Source organism: Sphingobium sp. CR2-8, assembly GCF_035818615.1.
In the GTDB taxonomy this organism is placed as follows: domain Bacteria; phylum Pseudomonadota; class Alphaproteobacteria; order Sphingomonadales; family Sphingomonadaceae; genus Sphingobium.
The window spans coordinates 241722-260817 of sequence record NZ_JAYKZY010000002.1 but is presented as its reverse complement, the minus strand read 5'-3'; the positions used below and the strand labels follow the sequence as shown (position 1 = coordinate 260817).

14 protein-coding genes are annotated in these 19096 nt (G+C 65.4%); 11 read left to right on the top strand and 3 right to left on the bottom strand.

All coding sequences use genetic code 11. The features are described from left to right. Window positions 1–46 precede the first annotated feature (46 nt). The gene (locus U5A82_RS05075) at window positions 47–1456 is read left to right on the top strand and encodes a UdgX family uracil-DNA binding protein (protein ID WP_326289161.1); all 1410 of its coding nucleotides are present in this window, start codon (window positions 47–49) and stop codon (window positions 1454–1456) included. 405 nt (window positions 1457–1861) lie between these two features. On the opposite strand, the gene U5A82_RS05070 is transcribed toward U5A82_RS05075, so the two are convergent. Next, the gene (locus tag U5A82_RS05070) at window positions 1862–2428 is read right to left on the bottom strand and encodes an outer membrane protein (protein WP_326289159.1); all 567 of its coding nucleotides are present in this window, start codon (window positions 2426–2428) and stop codon (window positions 1862–1864) included. Window positions 2429–2743: 315 nt separating this feature from the next. Here U5A82_RS05070 and U5A82_RS05065 point away from each other — a divergent pair, with 315 nt between their 5' ends. Together U5A82_RS05065 and U5A82_RS05060 are read left to right on the top strand one after the other, a co-directional pair. Continuing rightward, a complete protein-coding gene (locus U5A82_RS05065) occupies window positions 2744–3421 on the top strand; it encodes a peptidase (RefSeq protein WP_326289158.1) in 678 nt (225 codons plus the stop codon). Then, window positions 3421–4122, top strand: coding sequence for a hypothetical protein (locus tag U5A82_RS05060; protein WP_326289156.1), 702 nt, complete (start codon window positions 3421–3423; stop codon window positions 4120–4122). Before U5A82_RS05065 ends, U5A82_RS05060 begins: the two co-directional genes overlap by 1 nt. Window positions 4123–4223: 101 nt before the next feature. Here U5A82_RS05060 and U5A82_RS05055 read toward each other — a convergent pair whose 3' ends face one another. After that, window positions 4224–4676, bottom strand: coding sequence for a peptidylprolyl isomerase (locus U5A82_RS05055; RefSeq protein ID WP_326289155.1), 453 nt, complete (start codon window positions 4674–4676; stop codon window positions 4224–4226). Window positions 4677–4844: 168 nt separating this feature from the next. Between U5A82_RS05055 and mgtE the strand changes: the two genes are divergently transcribed. Beyond that, on the top strand, window positions 4845–6281 hold the full coding sequence (mgtE, locus tag U5A82_RS05050) for a magnesium transporter (RefSeq protein ID WP_326289153.1): 1437 nt from the start codon (window positions 4845–4847) through the stop codon (window positions 6279–6281). A gap of 43 nt (window positions 6282–6324) precedes the next feature. Beyond that, window positions 6325–6723: a DUF1489 family protein gene (locus U5A82_RS05045; RefSeq protein ID WP_326292852.1), complete on the top strand. Its 399-nt coding sequence runs from the start codon at window positions 6325–6327 to the stop codon at window positions 6721–6723. Between the two features lie 139 nt (window positions 6724–6862). Here U5A82_RS05045 and ppc read toward each other — a convergent pair whose 3' ends face one another. Further along, window positions 6863–9565, bottom strand: a complete 2703-nt coding sequence (gene ppc / locus U5A82_RS05040; RefSeq protein ID WP_326289151.1) for a phosphoenolpyruvate carboxylase — start codon at window positions 9563–9565, stop codon at window positions 6863–6865. A gap of 113 nt (window positions 9566–9678) precedes the next feature. On the opposite strand from ppc, the gene U5A82_RS05035 reads away from it, so the two are divergent. The 6 genes from U5A82_RS05035 (at window position 9679) to U5A82_RS05010 (ending at window position 19071) form a co-directional block, all read left to right on the top strand. After that, on the top strand, window positions 9679–11127 hold the full coding sequence (locus U5A82_RS05035; protein ID WP_326289150.1) for a helicase HerA domain-containing protein: 1449 nt from the start codon (window positions 9679–9681) through the stop codon (window positions 11125–11127). Window positions 11128–11144: 17 nt separating this feature from the next. Continuing rightward, window positions 11145–11606 carry a low molecular weight protein-tyrosine-phosphatase gene (locus U5A82_RS05030; RefSeq protein WP_326289149.1) on the top strand — a complete coding sequence of 154 codons (462 nt, stop codon included), beginning with the start codon at window positions 11145–11147 and terminating at the stop codon, window positions 11604–11606. 422 nt (window positions 11607–12028) lie between these two features. Continuing rightward, entirely contained in the window at window positions 12029–14155 is a 2127-nt protein-coding gene (locus tag U5A82_RS05025) for a sodium-translocating pyrophosphatase (RefSeq protein WP_326289147.1), read from the top strand. Window positions 14156–14377: 222 nt separating this feature from the next. Next, complete coding sequence (locus U5A82_RS05020; protein WP_326292851.1) at window positions 14378–15373, top strand: sensor domain-containing diguanylate cyclase; 996 nt, start codon at window positions 14378–14380, stop codon at window positions 15371–15373. A 167-nt stretch (window positions 15374–15540) separates the two neighbouring features. After that, the gene (locus U5A82_RS05015; protein ID WP_326289146.1) at window positions 15541–16221 is read left to right on the top strand and encodes a DUF2490 domain-containing protein; all 681 of its coding nucleotides are present in this window, start codon (window positions 15541–15543) and stop codon (window positions 16219–16221) included. Between the two features lie 111 nt (window positions 16222–16332). Then, window positions 16333–19071: a DNA methyltransferase gene (locus tag U5A82_RS05010; protein ID WP_326289144.1), complete on the top strand. Its 2739-nt coding sequence runs from the start codon at window positions 16333–16335 to the stop codon at window positions 19069–19071. The last annotated feature ends 25 nt before the right edge of the window (window positions 19072–19096 follow it).

Below are 19096 nucleotides of genomic sequence, written 5' to 3'. Positions count from 1 at the left end.
TTGGTCGTGCCCGGCACTGAACTTTCGCCAACATAAGGTCTGATCCATGTATCGCGTCGCGCTGACCGACCCCGACGATTTCGACGGTTGGCGTGACGCAGCCCGGCGGCTGGCTGTGAACGGCGTCGATCCGGCCGATGTGGTCTGGCAGGTGGGCGCGACGAGCGGCGACCTGTTCGGTGACACGCCCCTGCCCCCAGACCGGACCGAATCCGGATTTTCGGTGCCGCGCGCTTTCGTCAACCTGGCGGAATGCGCGATATTGCATAGCGACCCCGAAAGGTTCGCCTTGCTCTATGCGCTGCTATGTCGGCTGCGCGGTCGGCCGGGGCTGATGGAGGACAAGGCCGACCCGCTGCTGCGGCGGATCGACGGCCTGGCCAAGGCGGTGCGGCGCGACATCCACAAGATGCGCGCCTTCGTGCGGTTTCGCGAGATGGCGGAGGGCGACGGCGTGCGCTTCGTCGCCTGGTTCGAGCCGGACCATCATATCGTGCGGGCCAATGCGGGCTTTTTCATGCGCCGCTTCGCCGCGATGCGCTGGTCCATCCTGACGCCGGAGGTGAGCATCCACTGGGATGGGGAGAGGCTGACGGAAGGGCCAGGCGCGAGTCGGCAGGATGCGCCCGACGGCGACCCGATCGAAGCATTGTGGCAGGGCTATTATGCCGCGATCTTCAATCCGGCGCGGTTGAAGACGGGGGCCATGCTGTCCGAAATGCCCAAGAAATATTGGCGCAACCTGCCCGAAGCGGCGCTGATCCCGGACCTGATCGCCGGGGCGCAGGCGCGCGAGGCGGCGATGATCGCGACCGCGCCACTACCGGCCAAGGCCCCGCCCGCGCGACAGGGGAATATTGCCACGGTCTGGGCGTCGGTCCGGCAGGCGGCGATGGGCTGCACCCGCTGCCCGCTCCACCGCGATGCGACGCAGACCGTGTTCGGCGAAGGGCCGCTGGACGCACCGCTGCTGTTCATCGGCGAGCAGCCGGGGGATCAGGAGGATCTGGCCGGGCGCCCTTTCGTCGGACCGGCGGGTGCGTTGTTCGACCGGGCACTGGAGGCGGCAGGCTTGGACCGGTCGCGCGCCTATGTCACCAATGCGGTCAAACATTTCAAATTCGAGCGGCGCGGCAAGCGGCGTCTGCACCAGTCGCCGGACGCGGGCGAGATCGAGGCGTGCCGATGGTGGCTGGGGCAGGAAATCGACCTGATCCGTCCGCGCATCATCGTTGCGCTGGGCGCATCGGCGGCGCGGGCAATGCTGGGAAAAGCGGTGACGATCAGCCGGACGCGGGGGTCTGCCATGGCGCTGGCTAACGGCGCGGAAGGATGGGTGACCGTGCATCCGAGCTATCTGCTGCGGTTGCCTGATGAAGCGCGCAGGGCGGAAGAGCATGGGCGTTTCATCGACGATCTGCGCGGGATTGGAGAGCGGCTGAAAATGCTGGCTTAGGGATGGCCTTGGGGGGAAGAAGAGGACAGTCGGGTTCGCCGATTCCTTCGCCGGAAAACTACCCGCCATACCAAGTTGCATTGACGGGAACCTTTAGCCCGTTGTTCCCTGGCGTAGGCCGGGGTCCAATCGCGCGCTCAGAACTGGACCCCGGCCTTCGCCGGGGAACTGCCTTATAGGTCAACATCATAGGATGCTGGTATAGCACTCCGGCGTTGGCCTCCTGCCGCCCTTCGGGTGGCTGGAGTGACGGAAATGCCTAACCTGCTTTCCAGCCCTATCGTTGTGGGGAATGCGGAACGGTCGCAGTCCTAAAACCGTTCCGCACCCCAACTCCCCTTGCGGGAAGTAGCCTTAGGACGGAGCGGATCGCGCGGACCCGCCCCGTCTATCCTGTGGTGATCGTCAGAATTTCGCGACCACGCCCGCCATCGGACGGATCGAGCGGAAATTGCCCATCGTGTCGGCCTGGACGCGCAGGCGGATATTGCTGCTCTGCGCGGAGCCGCCCATGTCGGCGGGCGACAGCTCCACGCCCGCGCCATAAGTGGTGCCATGGAAGTCCGGGCTGTTCGGGCCGAGCGCGTCGAAATTGACCCACTTATAGCCGACCTTGCCGAAGATCAGGCTGTCCTTGCCCGCCTTGATCCCGGCGCGGCCCGCGACGCCATATTCCCAGTCGATATCGCCTGAGACACCCTTGGACGCGGTGCCTTCGACGCCGAGGACGACGGGGCCTGCGACATTATAGTTCACGCCAGCCACACCTTCGACCATGCGGCCCTTATAGCCCACGGGCGGAATGCCTTCCTTGCCGGTTTCGCTGTCGAAATTATGGACGCCGCCCATGACGCCGACATAGGGTTCGATGCGGCGGGTGGAGGCTGCGTCATAGCTGGCATCGCTTTGCGCCATGGCGCCGACGGGCAGCAGAAATGCGGCGGCAGCTGCCGAAAAAAGCAGTGTCTTCATGGGTGTGACCCTTTTCTAACATGGATTGTCTTGAGCGGCGGTGTGGACCCGCCGGGTCGATCTGCGCGCTCAAAGCGTCTGCCATCGACAGGGGAGGAAATGACCGGCGCTGCCCGAAGGTTTCCTGAACGAACCACGAAAGATCGGCAAAAGGCGATTATGTGACGGAAACGACACGGTTTCTGTCAGCCCGATGAACGACATGGCCGCTTTCTGAACGCCCGATAAACGCTGGCGTGGAAAGGATAATCCATTCACAACCAATTCAACCGTGCCGCGTTATGGCAGGCATCATATATGATGAGGAGACAGGCGATGACGGGCATCCGACATCGGTTTCTGGCAGTGATCGGACTGGCGAGCGCAATGGCCCTGGGCGGTTGCGCCTATGACGACGGTTATGGCTATGGCGGCGTGAGCGTGGGCAGCGGCTATTATGGCAATGGCGGCTATTATGACGACGGCTATTATGGGTCGTCGGGCTTCTATCAGCCCGGCCTTTATGGCGGCTGGTACGACAATTATTATTATCCGGGTAATGGCTATTATGTCTACGATCGGGGCGGCCGCCGCCAGCGGTGGAACGACGGGCAGCGCCGCTATTGGGAAGGCCGCCGGGTCGAGCGGCGCGACGACAATCGCTGGCGTGGGCGCGACCGGGGGCCGGGCGATGGCCATTGGCGCGATCGCGACCGCCAGCCGGGCAACGGCAACTGGACGCGTCCCGATCGCCCGCCACAGGGCGTGGACGGCCGGGACCGCAACCGGGGCGACCGCAATTGGGGCCGCGACCGTGTGCCGGGCCAGGGTGGCGACGGCAACCGCTGGCGCGGCAATGGCCGGGGCGAGGGCACGCGCCCGATCCCGCAGCCGGGTTTGCGCCAGCCCCAGGCGCAACAGCCCCGCCCCGATCGTCCGCAGATGAGCCAGCCGCGCCCGCAGCGCAGCTGGGGCGGCGGGCGTAATGGTTCACCACGGGTGCGCGACAACTGATGCGGGGAGGCATGAAGGCCGCCGCGCTGCTGTCCCTCCTGCTCGTCGCGGCCTGCGACGGGCGGGAGGAAAGCGCCATCGACAATCTCGCCAACGGCGCCAACGCCGCGCAGGTGGAAAATAACGTCCGCGCCGAAGCGATGGCGGTGATGGAACCGCTCAAGCCCCCTGCCCCCGGCACGCCGGGCGGCCTGCCCGCCGATCCCGCCCCGATCGCCGAAGGATCGATCGATCCCGACGGCGCGCAGGGTGCGGCGCAGGTGGTGCAGGGCTATTATGGCCTGCTGGAGGAAAAGCGGTTCGTCGACGCGCAAGACCTTTGGGATCAGCAGGGAGCGATCGGGTCCCAGGACGACGCCCATTTCGCGGCGCGCTTTCGCGGTTTCAGCGAGATCCACGCCAATGTTGGCGCGCCGTCCGATCCGCAGGAGGCGGACGGGACAATATATGTGACGGTGCCGGTGCAGGTTTACGGCCGCATCGCCGCCAATGGCCGTCCTTGGCATGTGCTGCGGCAGGTTTCGCTCCGCCGGGTGGCGGATGCCACCGGACCGGCGAAGGACGAACGCCGCTGGCACATCGAATCGATCGGCGCGTATCAGCCGCCGGCCGATGCCACCGAAGCGGATAATGGCCCGGATAATGGCGCAGCGGCCGCGCAGAGCATTTCCATGACGGACGGTATGGCGAAAAACCGGTAGGCGGCAGGCCACATCGCGGCGCGGCTTGGCAGCACATCATGAAAAAAGGCGCCCGGTCGTATGACCCGGCGCCCTTCTTCATGTCTTTTCTGGCGATGCCCTCAGGCGACGGTCGCCTTGAGGATCTTGCCCGGCGTGCGCGGTGGCTCACCCTTGGGCAGGGCGTCGACATGTTCGATGCCCGACGTCACTTCGCCCCAGACGGTATATTGGCCATCCAGGAAGGTCGCGTCGTCGAAGCAGATGAAGAACTGGCTGTTGGCGCTGTTCGGGTTGGACGAACGGGCCATCGAGCAGACACCACGGACATGCGGTTCGCGGCTGAATTCGGCCTTGATGTCGGGCAGCTTCGATCCGCCCATGCCGGTGCCGGTCGGATCGCCGCCCTGCGCCATGAAGCCGGGGATGACGCGGTGGAAGACCACGCCGTCATAGAAGCCGTCCTTGGCGAGCGTGGTGATGCGCTCGACATGGCCGGGGGCGAGGTCGGGGCGCAGCTTGATCACGACGTCGCCGCCGCTGTCGAGGGTAAGGGTAAGGGTTTCGTCGGCCATGAAGCATCCTCTCAAAACGGGAAGGGGTAATGCCTCCATATAGGGGCTTCAAAAAGGGATGGAAGTTTCTTGTAGCGAAGCGGGCCTTGGAACCCGACCCCATTGCAATTCCATGCTGCATGGGCGAAAGCAGCCTGATGTTACAGGAACCGGACAGTAGGGGGCGCCATGAGCGAGCGCGGCGATCCAGCCGAACCCTTGGTGCATGGGGACGACACTGACGATGAGGTGATCCTGGAACAGGCCGAAACGGGCCTGGACGAGGACGACCGGTTGCGGCCCGAATTCCTGTCCGCAGTGCTGGACGCGGTGGAGGATGGCGACAGCGAAAAGGCGCGCGAGCTGGTCTCGCCGCTACACCCCGCCGACATTGCCGACCTTCTGGAACTGACCCCGTCGGAGCGGCGCGCCGATGTCGCCGCTGCGCTCGGCGACCTGGTCGGCGCGGAAGTGCTGTCGGAACTCAACGACTATGTCCGCGACGACCTGATCGGCGCGCTGGCGCCCGAACAGGTCGCGGAGTTCGCCGCCGAACTCGACACCGACGACGCCGTCGCGATGATCGAGGATATGGAGGCGGCCGACCAGCAGGCCGTGCTCGATGCCCTCGACCCCGAAGACCGCGCCGCGATCGAAAGCGCGCTATCCTACCCGGAGGAATCCGCCGGTCGCCTGATGCAGCGCGATCTGGTCGCCGTGCCGGCCCATATGACGGTCGGCCAAGTGATCGACTATCTGCGCGACAATGCCGATCTGACGCAGGATTTCTGGGAAATCTATGTGGTCGATGCGGCCCATCGGCCGATCGGCTATTGCCAGCTCAGCTGGATACTCACCTGCCCGCGCAGCATCGCGATGACCGACCTGATGAAGCGCGAACAGACGCTGATCCCGGTCGACATGGACCAGGAGGAAGTGGCGCTGCGCTTCCAGAAATATGCGCTGATCTCCGCCGCCGTGGTCGACAGCGCGGGCCGGCTGGTCGGGATGATTACGGTGGATGACGTCGTCCACATCATCGCCGAGGAAGCGGGCGAGGACATATTGCGCCTGTCGGGTGCAGGCGAAGGCGACATCAACCAGCCGATCCTGATGACGGTGCGCACGCGCCTGGTATGGCTAGTGGTCAATCTGGGCACCGCCATGGTCGCCGCGTCGGTGGTCGGCCTGTTCGAAGATACGATCGAACATCTGGCGATGCTCGCCGCGCTGATGGGCATCGTGTCGGGCATGGGCGGCAATGCGGGCACACAGACGTTGGCGGTCATGGTGCGCGCCATCGCCACCAATCAGGTTACCAGTTCCAACACGATGCGCATGATCGTGCGCGAATTTCGCATCGCCGCGACCAATGGCTCCGTGCTGGGCGTGCTGATCGGCATTGGTTCCTATCTAATCTACGGGCAATTGGGCCTGTCGCTGGTGTTCGCCACCGCCATACTCATCAACAATATGGTGGCGGGGCTGGCGGGCGTGCTCATCCCGGTGACGCTCGACCGGCGCAACATCGATCCGGCCGTATCGTCGGCGGTGTTCGTGACGATGATGACCAATTCGCTGGGCTTCTTCACCTTTTTGGGGCTGGCCACGATCTTCCTGACCTGATCGCGCATTGACCTGCGGGGCGCCGCTGCCCATCTGCGGCCTCATGCCGCTCCACATGACCAAGATCGCCTTTCGCAGCGAAAGCCCCGCTAGCCTGCGCGCCTGGCTGGAAAGCCACGAAGGCGAGGCACGGATCACGACCCGCTATTTGCCCAAACGGGTAGCGGAGATGGCGGGTGGGTCGCTTTACTGGATTCACGGGCACAGGCTGGTGGGCCGCAGCCCGATTCTGGGGTTCGAGGAAACCGGACAGGGTCGTTACTGGATCAGGCTGGAACCGCGCCTGATCCCGGTGCGCGGCAAGCCCAAGCGCGCGCATCAGGGCTGGCGCTATCTGGAGGCGGCCGATGCGCCGCCCGACCTGGACGGCGGCGAGGCGGACGATCTGGACGCCATGCCGGCCGCGATGCTCGGGGAATTGAGCAAATTGGGGCTGGTTTAACATCAGTCAGCTTTGACGGGCATTTGCGTCCTGCTGTTCCCCGGCGCAGGCCGGGGTCCAGTTCGTCGCGTGGGACTGGACCCCGGCCTGCGCCGGGGAACGGTGAGCGACAGCTTCGGCTGGTGCCGGCCCGCTTTCCCTACCCGCTGTTCCTCAGCGCGGTGGCGATGGCGTTGATCGACAGTTCGATGCCTTCCTTGATGCGCGGATCATCCTCGCCCGCGCGGTGGCGCTTCAACAGTTCGACCTGGAGCAGGTTGAGCGGCTCGATATAGGGCAGGCGCAGCCGGATCGAGGTTTCGAGCGCCGGGCTTTTTTCGAGCAGGCGCGATTGCCCGGTCGCGGCGAGCAGGCCGTCATGCGCCTGTTGCCAGCCTTCGCGGATACGGCCAAAGATCGCCTCGCCCTGCGCCTGATCCGCCACCAGCGGCAGGTAGCGTGCGGCGATGCCGAGGTCGGATTTCGCCAGCACCATTTCCAGATTGGCGAGCGCGGATTTGAGGAAGGACCAGTGCTGGCCCATATCGGCCAGCAGCGCCTTGTCCTCGAACGCGCAGAGCGCCTGCCCCACGCCATACCAGCCCGGCAGCATCACGCGCGCCTGCGCCCAGCTGAACACCCAGGGGATGGCGCGCAGATCCTCGATCGCGTTGCTTTTGGTGCGGCTGGCGGGGCGCGATCCGATCTTGAGGCCCGAAATTTCCTGGATCGGGGTCAGCTGGCGGAAGAATTCCTTGAACCCGTCGGTGCCGTAGACGAGGTCGCGATAGGCGGCGAAGGCGTTTTTCGACAGTTCGTCCATCGCCCCGGCAAAGCGCGCGGCGTCGCGTTCCGATATCCCCTCCGGCTCCAGGCTGGCGAGCAGGGTGGCGCTGGTCATCGCCTCCAGATTGGTCATGGCAGCGTCACGCGTGCCGAATTTGGCGGCGATCACCTCCCCCTGTTCGGTGATGCGGATGCGGCCCTGCACGCTGCCCTTGGGCTGCGCCTGGATCGCGGCGAAGGCCGAGCCGCCGCCGCGCCCCACCGCGCCGCCGCGCCCGTGGAACAGCTGCATCGCCGCCCCCGCATCGGCGAAGACCGGCTCCAGCGCGAGACTGGCCTTGTAGAGGCTCCAAGTGGAGGTGATGTAGCCGCCATCCTTGTTGCTGTCGCTATAGCCGATCATCACTTCCTGATGGCCGCGCGCCTTCACCACGCCCGCGATTTCGGGCAGGCCGAAATAGGCGGTCATGATGCTGGGCGCGGCCTCCAGATCCGCGATCGTCTCGAACAGCGGGATCGCCATGACTGCGGCCTGGGGCGGCGCGCCATCCGCGCCCGCCTGCCACAGGCCCGCTTCCTTGAGCAGGATGTTGACCTCCAGCAGGTCCGACACGCTTTCGGCCTTGGAGATGATATAATGGGTGATGCTCTGCGGCCCGTAGGTGCGATGCGCCTGCGCGGCGGCGTGGACGATCGCCAGTTCCGACGCGGTTTCCTCGCCATAGGCGGAAAAGCGCCCGCCCAGCGGCCGGTTGTTCGCCAGTTCCCGACGCAGCAGCGCGATGCGGGCATATTCGTCCAGCGCCAGATAGTCGGGTTCGACCCCCGCGACCTTGAGCAGTTCGGCGACGACGCGTTCGTGCACAGCGCTGTTCTGGCGCATGTCCAGCGTGGCGAGGTGGAAGCCGAACGTCTCCACCGCGCGGATGAGGCGGCCGAGCGCACCGCCGGTCGCCAACGCGCCGTCACCTTCGCTCGCCAGACCCTGCGCGACGACGACCAGATCGTGGCGCAGGTCGGCGGGAGCGGCATAGGCTTCGCCCTTGAGCGCGGAGGGACGCGGCGGCGCCTTCCCGATCAGCGCGACATAGGTGGCGGCGAGCCGCGCATAGATGCCCGACAGGGCGCGGCGATAGGGTTCGTCCTGGCGGCTGGGCGACGCGTCACCGCTGGCCTCCGCCAGTTCCTGCACGGTTTGGGGCACATGGGCGAGTTCGGTCGAGAGCGACAGTTCCGCGCCCAGCCCGTGGATGCCGTCCATGTAGAAGGCGAGCGCCGCTTCGCAGCCGCGTCCCAACGCCGATCGCAGCTGGTCCGCCTGCACGAAGGGATTGCCGTCACGATCGCCGCCGATCCAGTTGCCCACGCGCAGGAAGCTGGGCGGCCGCGCGCCCAGCACCCGCTCCCACCGCGCATAGAGGGCCGGGAGGACGGGCAGGAAGATGTCGCGGAAATAGGTCAGGACATTGTCGATCTCGTCTTGGACGAACAGCTTTTCCCGGCGCAGCGGGCGGGTCTGCCACAGGAGCGCGATCTGGCGGAAGATCGCTTCGTCCAGCGCCTCACCCTCGTCCGTTTCGGTGCGGCCGGCGTCCTTGAGATGCATCAGGTCGGCGATGCAATTCTTGTGATCGATCATGCTCTTGCGCCGAACCTCGGTCGGGTGGGCGGTAAGGACGGGGACGATCAGCGCGTTCGACAGCAGGTCGAGCACGGCAGCGCGATCGACGCCGTGCGATTCGAGCCGCGCCAGGGCGGAGGCGACATCCGCGCCCGGCTCCGCCGCGACGCCCTGCCGGTCTTCGGCCAGGTTCGCGAGCATCGAAAACAGCATGAAGCCGCGCGTGAAATTGAGCGTATCGTCGATGCTGAGCGCGTCCAGCCCGGTATCGGTCAGGTCAGCCCCCTGAAGACCGCGCGCCCGATCGACCGAGGCCGAGCGGATATATTCGGTCTGCTTGTAGAGTTTTTCCCCACCATAGGCGCGAATGACGTCGCCGAGCAGGCGTCCCAGATAGCGGATATCAGGATTCTGCGTGATCGCAGGCGCGGATTGGGCTTGGGCTAGGCTCTCCATGACGGACGATGCTGCATCGCAACAATCCGTTGGTCAAGGAAATCCACAGCCAATACCCGGCAAACTGTCCAAACGGGTTGCGCCGATGCCACCGGCTGGGCCAAAGGACGTGCGTGACCGCCAGCATCAGCATAGGAACCGACAGCCACGGCAAGGACGTGCTGGTCGACGTCGAGGAATTGCTCGCCACCCGTCTGCTCGTTCAGGGCAATTCGGGGTCGGGCAAGTCGCATCTGCTGCGCCGCCTGCTCGAAGAATTGGCGCCGATGGTGCAGCAGGTGGTGATCGATCCCGAGGGCGATTTCGTGACACTGGCCGATCATTACGGTCATGTGGTGATTGATGCGGGCGACTATAATGAGCGCGAGATCGTCAAGATGGCGAGCCGCATCCGCGAACATCGCGCGTCGGTGGTGCTGAGCCTGGAATCGCTGGAGCTGGAAGCGCAGATGAAATGCGCCGCGTCCTTCCTGTCGACATTGTTCGATGCGCCGCGCGACCATTGGTATCCCGCGCTGGTGGTGGTGGACGAGGCGCAGATGTTTGCGCCCGTGTCCGCCGGCGACGTGTCGGACGAGGCGCGGCGGCTGAGCCTTGCGGCGATGACCAACCTCATGTGCCGGGGACGCAAGCGCGGGCTGGCGGGCGTGATCGCGACCCAGCGGCTGGCCAAGCTGGCGAAGAATGTCGCGGCGGAAGCGTCCAACTTCCTGATGGGGCGTACCTTCCTGGACATCGACATGGCGCGTGCCGCCGATCTGCTGGGCATGGAGCGGCGGCAGGCGGAGCAGATACGCGACCTGGAACGCGGGCGCTTCCTGGGCCTTGGCCCGGCGATCGCGCGGCGGCCGGTGGCGGTGAAGATCGGCACGGTGCAGACGGGCACGCGCGGCGGCACCCACAAGCTGATGCCCCCGCCGGTCACGAGTGGCGAGGATTTTCAGGAAATGTTGTTCGCCAAGGTCGAGGAGGAGGCGCTGCCGCCGCCCCCGCCGCGTGCCGAGCCGACGGCGCGCCCGGCCGAGGAAATCATGCGCGCGCTGGCCGATACGCCGGCGGCCAAGCCCGTCGCGCCGGAACTGGATTTCGGGGAGAATGAGCCGATCGTCGTCGCCGTGCTGGAGGATATCGTCGCCGATCTGGGCGACGCCGCGCCCAGCGTGTCGGCGCTCTATCAGGATTTCGGCGTGCGCTGCCGGATGCGGGGGCTGAAGCGATCCCCGCTCGACCTGCCCGCCTTCCGCAAGCAATTCGCGATGGCGCAGGCGGGGATGGCGGACGCCGACGACGTGCGCTGGCAAGATGCGATCCGCGCGGCCGAGCCGGTGCCGGAAGATATGCTGGCCCCGTTCCTGCTGATCGCGCGGGCGGCGCTGGACGGGCGGCCCTGCCCGGACGATGCGCTGCTGGCGCGCGCTTATGGCACCAGTTCGCCGGGGCGGGTCCGGCGGCTGATCGACTATATGGAAAAGCTGGGCGTCATCGTCGCGCGCACCGATTTTTCGGGCAAGCGGTCGATCGGCGTGCCGGGCCTGGGCCTGTCGACGGCGGCGGCGGATTGATGGCAAGCCCGTCCATTTTGACCCCTTCCGTCCTGTTCGTGTGTCTGGGCAATATCTGCCGGTCGCCGCTGGCCGAAGCAGCGTTGCGGGCGGAGGCGGACAAGGCCGGGATCGCTATGCTGGTCGATTCGGCCGGGACCGGCGACTGGCATGTCGGCAGCCCGCCCGATGCCCGAGCGCAGGCCGTCGCCCTGCGCCATGGCATCAATATCGGCGGCTATGCGGGGCGACAGGTGGAGGCGGAGGATTTCCGGCGCTTCACCCATATCTTTGCGCTGGATGCCGACAATCTGAAGAACCTGCGGCGCATCCGTCCGTCGGACGGCACGGCGGACCTGCGCCTGTTGATGGACATGGTGCCGGGTCGCGAGGGAACGGGCGTGGTCGATCCCTATTATGGCGACGATGCCGGTTTCGACCGGACCTGGGACGATGTCACCCGCGCGGCCCAGGCGATCGTGGCGCGACTGGCGTCTTAGGACCAATCGACATTCAGATGATGACGAGCCGAGCCAAAGGCCACCGAGGGTAAAGTGGTTGTTTTTCGTGACCCGGAGCGCAGCGTACTAAAAGTACGTGAGCACCGGAAGCACGGAAAATAGCCATTTGCAGGCCGTCAGGGCTGAATGTCGATTGGTCCTAAAATCGATCCTCGAATCATGGCCCGACCTGCGCCGCCCATCTTGACGCGCGCTGCTGGACCTGTAGCTTCCCATCACCCTATTCTCAGCCCGGTTGGAGCGCCCCATGCGCCTGTTCCTGTTGCTGATTGACGCGGTGCCCGATGCCGGATCCTTCCCATCCGGCCGCCCGCCCCTGCGCGCCCGAATTTTGCCTTTCGCCTGCCCGTCATCCCTGCGGAGCGGTCGATCATAGTCATAACAGGGGGAGAGGAACGTCCATGGAAATCGTCCATATCGCCATAGGATGCGGCCTGCTGGCCATCATCTATGGCATCTTCACCAGCCGTCAGGTCCTGAGCCACTCACCCGGCAACGCCGCCATGCAGGCGATTGCGGGCGCTATCCAGGAAGGGGCGAAAGCCTATCTGGGCCGCCAATATACCACCATCGCGATCGTCGGCATCGTCGTGGCGGTGCTGGTCGCCATATTCCTGGGCCTGACATCGGCCGTCGGGTTCCTGATCGGCGCGCTCCTGTCGGGGGCGGCGGGCTTCATCGGCATGAACATCTCGGTGCGCGCCAATGTGCGCACGGCCGAAGCCTGTCGCGGCACGTTGCAGAGCGGCCTGACCGTCGCGTTCCGGGCGGGCGCGATCACCGGCATGCTGGTGGCGGGCCTGGCCCTTCTCGCGATCAGCCTGTTCTTCTGGTATCTGACCGGCCCGGCGGGCCATGCGCCAGACGACCGGCTGGTGATCGACAGCCTGGTCGCGCTCGCCTTCGGCGCGAGCCTCATTTCCATCTTCGCGCGGCTGGGCGGCGGCATCTTCACCAAGGCGGCGGACGTCGGCGCGGACCTGGTGGGCAAGGTCGAGGCAGGCATACCGGAGGATGATCCCCGCAATCCCGCCGTCATCGCCGACAATGTGGGCGACAATGTCGGCGACTGCGCGGGCATGGCTGCCGACCTGTTCGAAACCTATGTCGTGACCGTGGGCGCGACCATGGTGCTGACCGCGCTGCTGGTAACGGGCGTGGACAATGCGTTCCTGATGAGGCTGATGGCGTTGCCGCTGATCGTCGGCGGAGTGTGCATCGTGACATCCATCATCGGCACCTATTTCGTGCGGCTGGGCGCGAGCCAGTCGATCATGGGCGCGCTCTACAAGGGGTTCTGGACGACCGCGATCCTGTCGATCCCGGCCATCTATTTCGCCACCCGATATACGCTGGGCGACCTCAACGCCGTATTCGGCGCGGATCTGGACGGGGTCGGCGGCTATACCGGCATGAACCTGTTCTGGTCGATGCTGGTGGGGCTGGCCGTCACCGGCCTGCTGGTGGTCATCACAGAATATTATACCAGCACCAACTATCGCCCGGTCCGTTCGATCGCCAAGGCGTCCGAAACCGGCCATGGCACCAACGTGATCCAGGGGCTGGCGATCAGTCTGGAGTCCACTGCGCTGCCGACTTTGGTGATCGTTGTGGGCATCATCGTCGCCTATCAACTGGCGGGCCTGATGGGCATCGCCTTTGCCGCGACGGCGATGCTGGCGCTGGCGGGCATGGTGGTGGCGCTGGACGCTTACGGCCCCGTCACCGACAATGCCGGTGGCATCGCGGAAATGGCGCATCTGGACGACAGCGTCCGGGTGAAGACCGATGCGCTGGATGCGGTCGGCAACACGACCAAGGCAGTGACGAAAGGCTATGCCATCGGCAGCGCGGGTCTGGCGGCGCTGGTGCTGTTTGGCACCTACACCCAGGATCTGGACTATTATGGCGCGGCGCTGGGCCTGACCGAGCCGGTCGATTTCAGTCTGAAGAACCCCTATGTCATCGTCGGCCTGCTGCTGGGCGCATTGCTGCCCTATCTGTTCGGGGCGATGGGCATGACCGCCGTGGGCCGCGCGGCGGGCGACGTGGTCAAGGACGTGCGCGACCAGTTCGCCACCAACAAGGGCATCATGGAAGGAACGTCACGCCCCAACTATGCCCGCACCGTCGACCTGGTGACGCGCGCCGCGATCAAGGAGATGATCGTGCCCAGCCTGCTGCCCGTACTGGCCCCGATCGTCGTCTATTTCGCGATCGCGGCGGTGGCAGGCAGCGACAACGGCTTTGCCGCGCTGGGCGCATTGCTGCTGGGCGTCATCGTGTCGGGCCTGTTCGTCGCCCTGTCGATGACAAGCGGCGGCGGCGCGTGGGACAATGCCAAGAAATATATCGAGGACGGCCATCATGGCGGCAAGGGCAGCGAAGCCCATAAGGCCGCGGTGACGGGCGACACGGTGGGCGATCCATACAAGGACACGGCCGGCCCGGCGGTCAATCCGATGATCAAGATCACCAATATCGTCGCGCTGCTGTTGCTGGCGGCGCTGGCGCATGGCGCGTCCTAGAAAGCGAAGGGCGGGAGGAGGGGCTGGCCTTCTCCTCCCCCCAACATCCGGTCCGGCCGGTCGCGCGGTGGCCTTTCCAACCTGTTTTTTAACCCTTTGTTCAGAGCAGGGGCGCAGTGTCAGGCCTGTGGTCGGCCATGAGGGGGGCAGGCCGCGCTGCACCGGATTTTCCGTCATGCCCGACGCGGCATGACCCCAAGTCAATGACCGGATGCCAGGATGATGCTGCAAGCCATTGCCGACGACGAACCCGCCCGCCTCGCGGCGCTCGCGCGTTACGAGATACTCGATACGCCGTCTGAGGGGGCCTTCGACAAGGTCACCAATCTGGTGCGCACGTTGTTCGGCGTGCCGATTTCGGCGGTGTCGCTGATCGACAAGGACCGGCAATGGCTCAAGTCCCATCCCGGGCTGGACGTGTCGGAAACGCCGCGCAGCCTGGCCTTTTGCGACCATGCGATCCGCCAGACCGATCCGCTCATCATCCCCGATGCGCAGGACGATCCCCGTTTCCGCGACAATCCGCTGGTGACGGGCGATCCGCGCATCCGCAGCTATGCAGGCGTGCCGCTGCGCACGCCGGACGGCTATAATATCGGGTCGCTATGCGCCATCGACACGCGCGCGCGCGACTTTCCACCCGAGCAGATGGAGATCATGAAGGGGCTGGCCGCCATCGTCGTCGAACAGATGGAATTGCGCATGCTGGCCGAGCGCGATCATCTGAGCGGCGCGATGACCCGCCGCGCCTTCGTCGCCGAAATCGACAAGCGGATCGCGCTGTTCGTGCGGCACCAGCGGCCCGCCGCGCTGGTGATCCTGGACATCGACCATTTCAAGGCGATCAACGACGCCCATGGCCATCCCGTCGGCGACCGGGTGATCGAGGCGGTGGCCCGATGCTGCGCGGAAATGTCGCGCCCCAGCGATTCGCTGGGCCGGATCGGCGGCGAGGAGTTCGCGCTGCTGCTGCCCGAAACAAGCGAGACGGAAGCGCTGGCCGCCGCGCGTCGTTTCTGCACCGCGGTCGCCGGGCTCGTCATCCCGCACGATCCCCCGTTGCGCGTCACCGCCAGCTTCGGCGTGGCGGCGATCGGCACGGGCCGCCTGACCAGCGCGGACTGGCTCGCCGCCGCCGACGCGGCGCTGTACGACGCCAAGCGCGGGGGCCGCAATCGCGTGGTGGTAGCTCCGCTGGCGGCCGAGCGCGCCGCCTGATCGACAGGGCCGCCTGCCTCGCCCAGGATCATGATCCCGCATAGCGGACGGCGCGACATGAACTGGACATGCATTGTCATCAAAATGCAATGCAATCGTCACGTATGAGTCACGCATGCGTCATAATGGCGCTCCACCGCCACGATCGGCGGTGGAGATGATGCCCGATGCGCCCGAACCTTCTGCTGTTGCCCTTGCTGGCCGCGTCCGCGCTGCCGGTCGCCGCCCACGCCAGCGACGACGAACAGCTTTGGACCACCGCCAGCGCCACGGTGAAGCTGGGCGATCATTGGCGTCTGTCGCAGGAAGTCGTCGCGCGGTTCAGCGACGATCGGCATGGCCTGTATGAAATCGAATCCAACACGCTGGTCGGCTATAAACTCTCCAAGGCGGTGACGGTCTGGGCGGGCTATACGCATGACCCGCAATATGATGGCGGCGACTTCACCGTCATGGAGCATCGCGGCCGCCAGCAGGTGACGTTCGACAATATCGCGAAGATCGGCCGGGCGACGCTGAGCGCCAGGATGCGGATCGAAGAGCGGTGGCGCGATGGCGTGGACGGCACCGCCTGGCGGGTGCGGCCCTATGTGAAGCTGGTGCTGCCCTTGCGCGAAGGGAGCAAGACGGCGCTGGTGCTGAGTCATGAAAGCTTTTTCGATCTGAACAAGACCAATTTCCAGCGCGTGCAGGGTGAGGAGCGGATGCGCAATCTGATCGCCATCACCACGCCGGTGGCGAAGAATGTGAACGCAGAGATCGGCTATCTGCACCAGCATGGCTTTCGCCCCGGCGCGGACGACAGCAACGATCATGTCGCGTCCTTTTCGCTGAGCTTCAGTTTTTGATGCGGCGGTCGATTGCGCCGTTATGACGATAAGCCATAACGGACCCGTCTCCGCTTTGATCTAGCCCTTTGATCCGCCAGCCCTTTCCGATCTCATCGGGGGAGGGAAAGCATGCGTCTGAGCTGGCCGGAAATTCGTGCGAACGCCGCGTATTTTTCGGAAGCGTGGCGCGGCAAGGGCTATGAGAAGGGCCAGACCCACAGTTTCTACGACGAATTCTTCGCGATATTCGGCGTGCCCCGCAAGCAGGTGGCGGTGTACGAACAGCGCGTGAAGGCGCTCGACGCGCGCCGGACCGGCGGCTTCATCGACCTGTTCTGGCCCGGCACGCTGATCGTCGAACAGAAGAGCATCGGCCGCAATCTCGATCGCGCCATGGCGCAGGCGCTCGACTATCATGACTGGCTGCCGGAGGATCAGCGGCCGCGCCACATGATGGTGTGCGATTTCCAGCGGTTCGAGCTGCTGGATCTGGAAACAAGGCGGCATTGGCAATTCCCGCTGCCCGACCTCAAACGCCATGTCGAGGCGTTCGATTTCATCCTGGGCGTCAAGCCGCAACTGCTGCGCAACCAGTCGCCGGTGAACCGCAAGGCGACCGACCTGATGGGCCGCCTGCACAATGCGCTGGCCGCGCGCGGCTATGTCGGTCATGATCTGGAACGGCTGCTCGTGCGCCTGCTCTTCATCCTCTTCGCCGACGACACCGGCATTTTCGAGCGGCGCGAACAGTTTCTCGTCTTTCTGGAAACGCGCACCAGCGCGGACGGCAGCGACCTTGGCCGCTGGCTGATCGAATTGTTCGAGATACTCGACACGCCGCCAAACCGTCGACAGCAGGGCCTGGACGCCGACCTGGGCGAATTTCCCTACATCAACGGCGCGCTCTTTTCAGGCCGCATCGCGACCCCGGTGTTCGACCGGGCCATGCGCCAGATGTTGCTGGACACCAGCCTGTTCAACTGGGGCGAGGTGTCGCCCGCCATCTTCGGATCGCTGTTCGAAAGCGTGATCGACACGGTGACACGCCGCAAGCAGGGCGCGCACTACACCCCCGAAGAGGCGATATTGAAGGTTATCGGCCCGCTGTTCCTGGACGATCTGCGCGCCGAGTTCGATCGCGCCTGCGCCCTGAAATCCGGCCGGGACGCCGCGCTCCGCCGGTTGCAGGAGAAGATGGCGGGCATCACCTTCCTCGACCCCGCCTGCGGGGCGGGCAATTTCCTGGTGGTCGCCTATCGCGAGTTGCGCGAACTGGAACGGGAGATCATCCGCGAACGGCTGATCGTGGGTGGGCCGGTGCAGCAGGTGCTGGACGTGGCCGACCTGACATGCCTGAACGTCGATCGCTTCCATGGCATAGAGATCGACGAATTTCCCAGCCAGATCGCGCAGGTCGCGCTCTGGATGACCGACCATATCGCCAATACCCGGCTGGGCGAGGATTTCGGTCGCCCCTATGCCCGCATCCCGCTCGTCACCGCGCCCAATATCCGGCATGGCGACGCATTGGAAACGGACTGGGCGTCCTTGCTGCCACCCGAACGATGCAGCTATGTCGTCGGCAACCCGCCCTTCATCGGGGCCAAATATCAGACCGACGCCCAGCGCGCCCAGTTGCGCCGCATCGCCGCCCTGCCCGGATCGGGCGGCACGCTGGATTATGTCGCGGGATGGTTCATCAAGGCGGCGCGCTTCGCCTCTGCGGGCGGCGCGCATGTCGCCTTCGTCGCGACCAACAGCATCGTGCAGGGCGAACAGGTGGCGCAATTGTGGCCGTGCCTGTTCCGCGAAGGCATGGAGATCGCCTTCGCCCACCGGCCGTTCGTCTGGCCGGGGCGCGCGGCGGTGCATTGCGTGATCGTGGGCCTTGCGCCGCATGCCAGCGCGCCCAAGGACAAGCGCCTGTTCAGCTACGCCGACGCGAAGGGCGCGCCGGTCGAGACGCGCCATGGCGCGCTGACCGCCTATCTGTTCGACGCAGGCGCGGCGGACCGCCATCTGGTGGTGCGGGAGGAGGGTCGCCCGATCAACGGGGCGCGGCGCTTGCTGACCGGTTCCAAGCCATTGGACGGCGGATTCCTGGTTCTCGACTCAGCGGATCATGCCGCGCTTCTCGAAGCCGAGCCGGACGCGGAGCCATTGCTGCGCCCCTATCAAGGCGCGCATGAATTCATCAATGGCTATGTCCGGTGGGTGATCGTCGCCGCAGACGCATCGCCGGACAGGTTACGCAGATTGCCCTTGATCCGACGCCGTCTGAACGATGTTCGAGCGTGGCGCCAATCCAGCAGCAGTCGCACGACGCAGGCGCTGGCGGAAACGCCCACGCAATGGCACGTCACGGTGCTGCCGGAACGGCCCTATCTCGTCATACCCAATACGTCATCGCAAAGGCGAGACTATATCCCGGTCGGGTGGATAGAGCCATCGATCGTCCCCAACCAAAAGCTCAGGGTCCTGCTCGACGCCTCGCTGTGGGAGTTCGCCATCCTTACCAGCCGGATGCACATGGCCTGGATGCGCCAGATCACCGGCCGCATGAAGAGCGATTACATGTATTCTGTTGGCGTGGTCTACAACACATTCCCCTGGCCTGAAGCCAGCACGCAACGCACCCATGTCGAAGCGCTGGCGCAGGCCGTTCTGGATGCCCGCGCCATGCCCAAGAACGCCGACTCCACGCTCGCCGACCTGTACGATCCCGACACCATGCCGATCGAACTGCGCCGCGCGCATCGCGACCTCGACCAGGCGGTGGACCGGCTCTATCGCAAGGCGGCCTTCACGTCCGATCGGGCGCGGGTGGAGCATCTTTTCATCCTGTACCAACGGCTGTGCGGCGGGTGACGCCGACTGTCCTACAGGCCGCAGG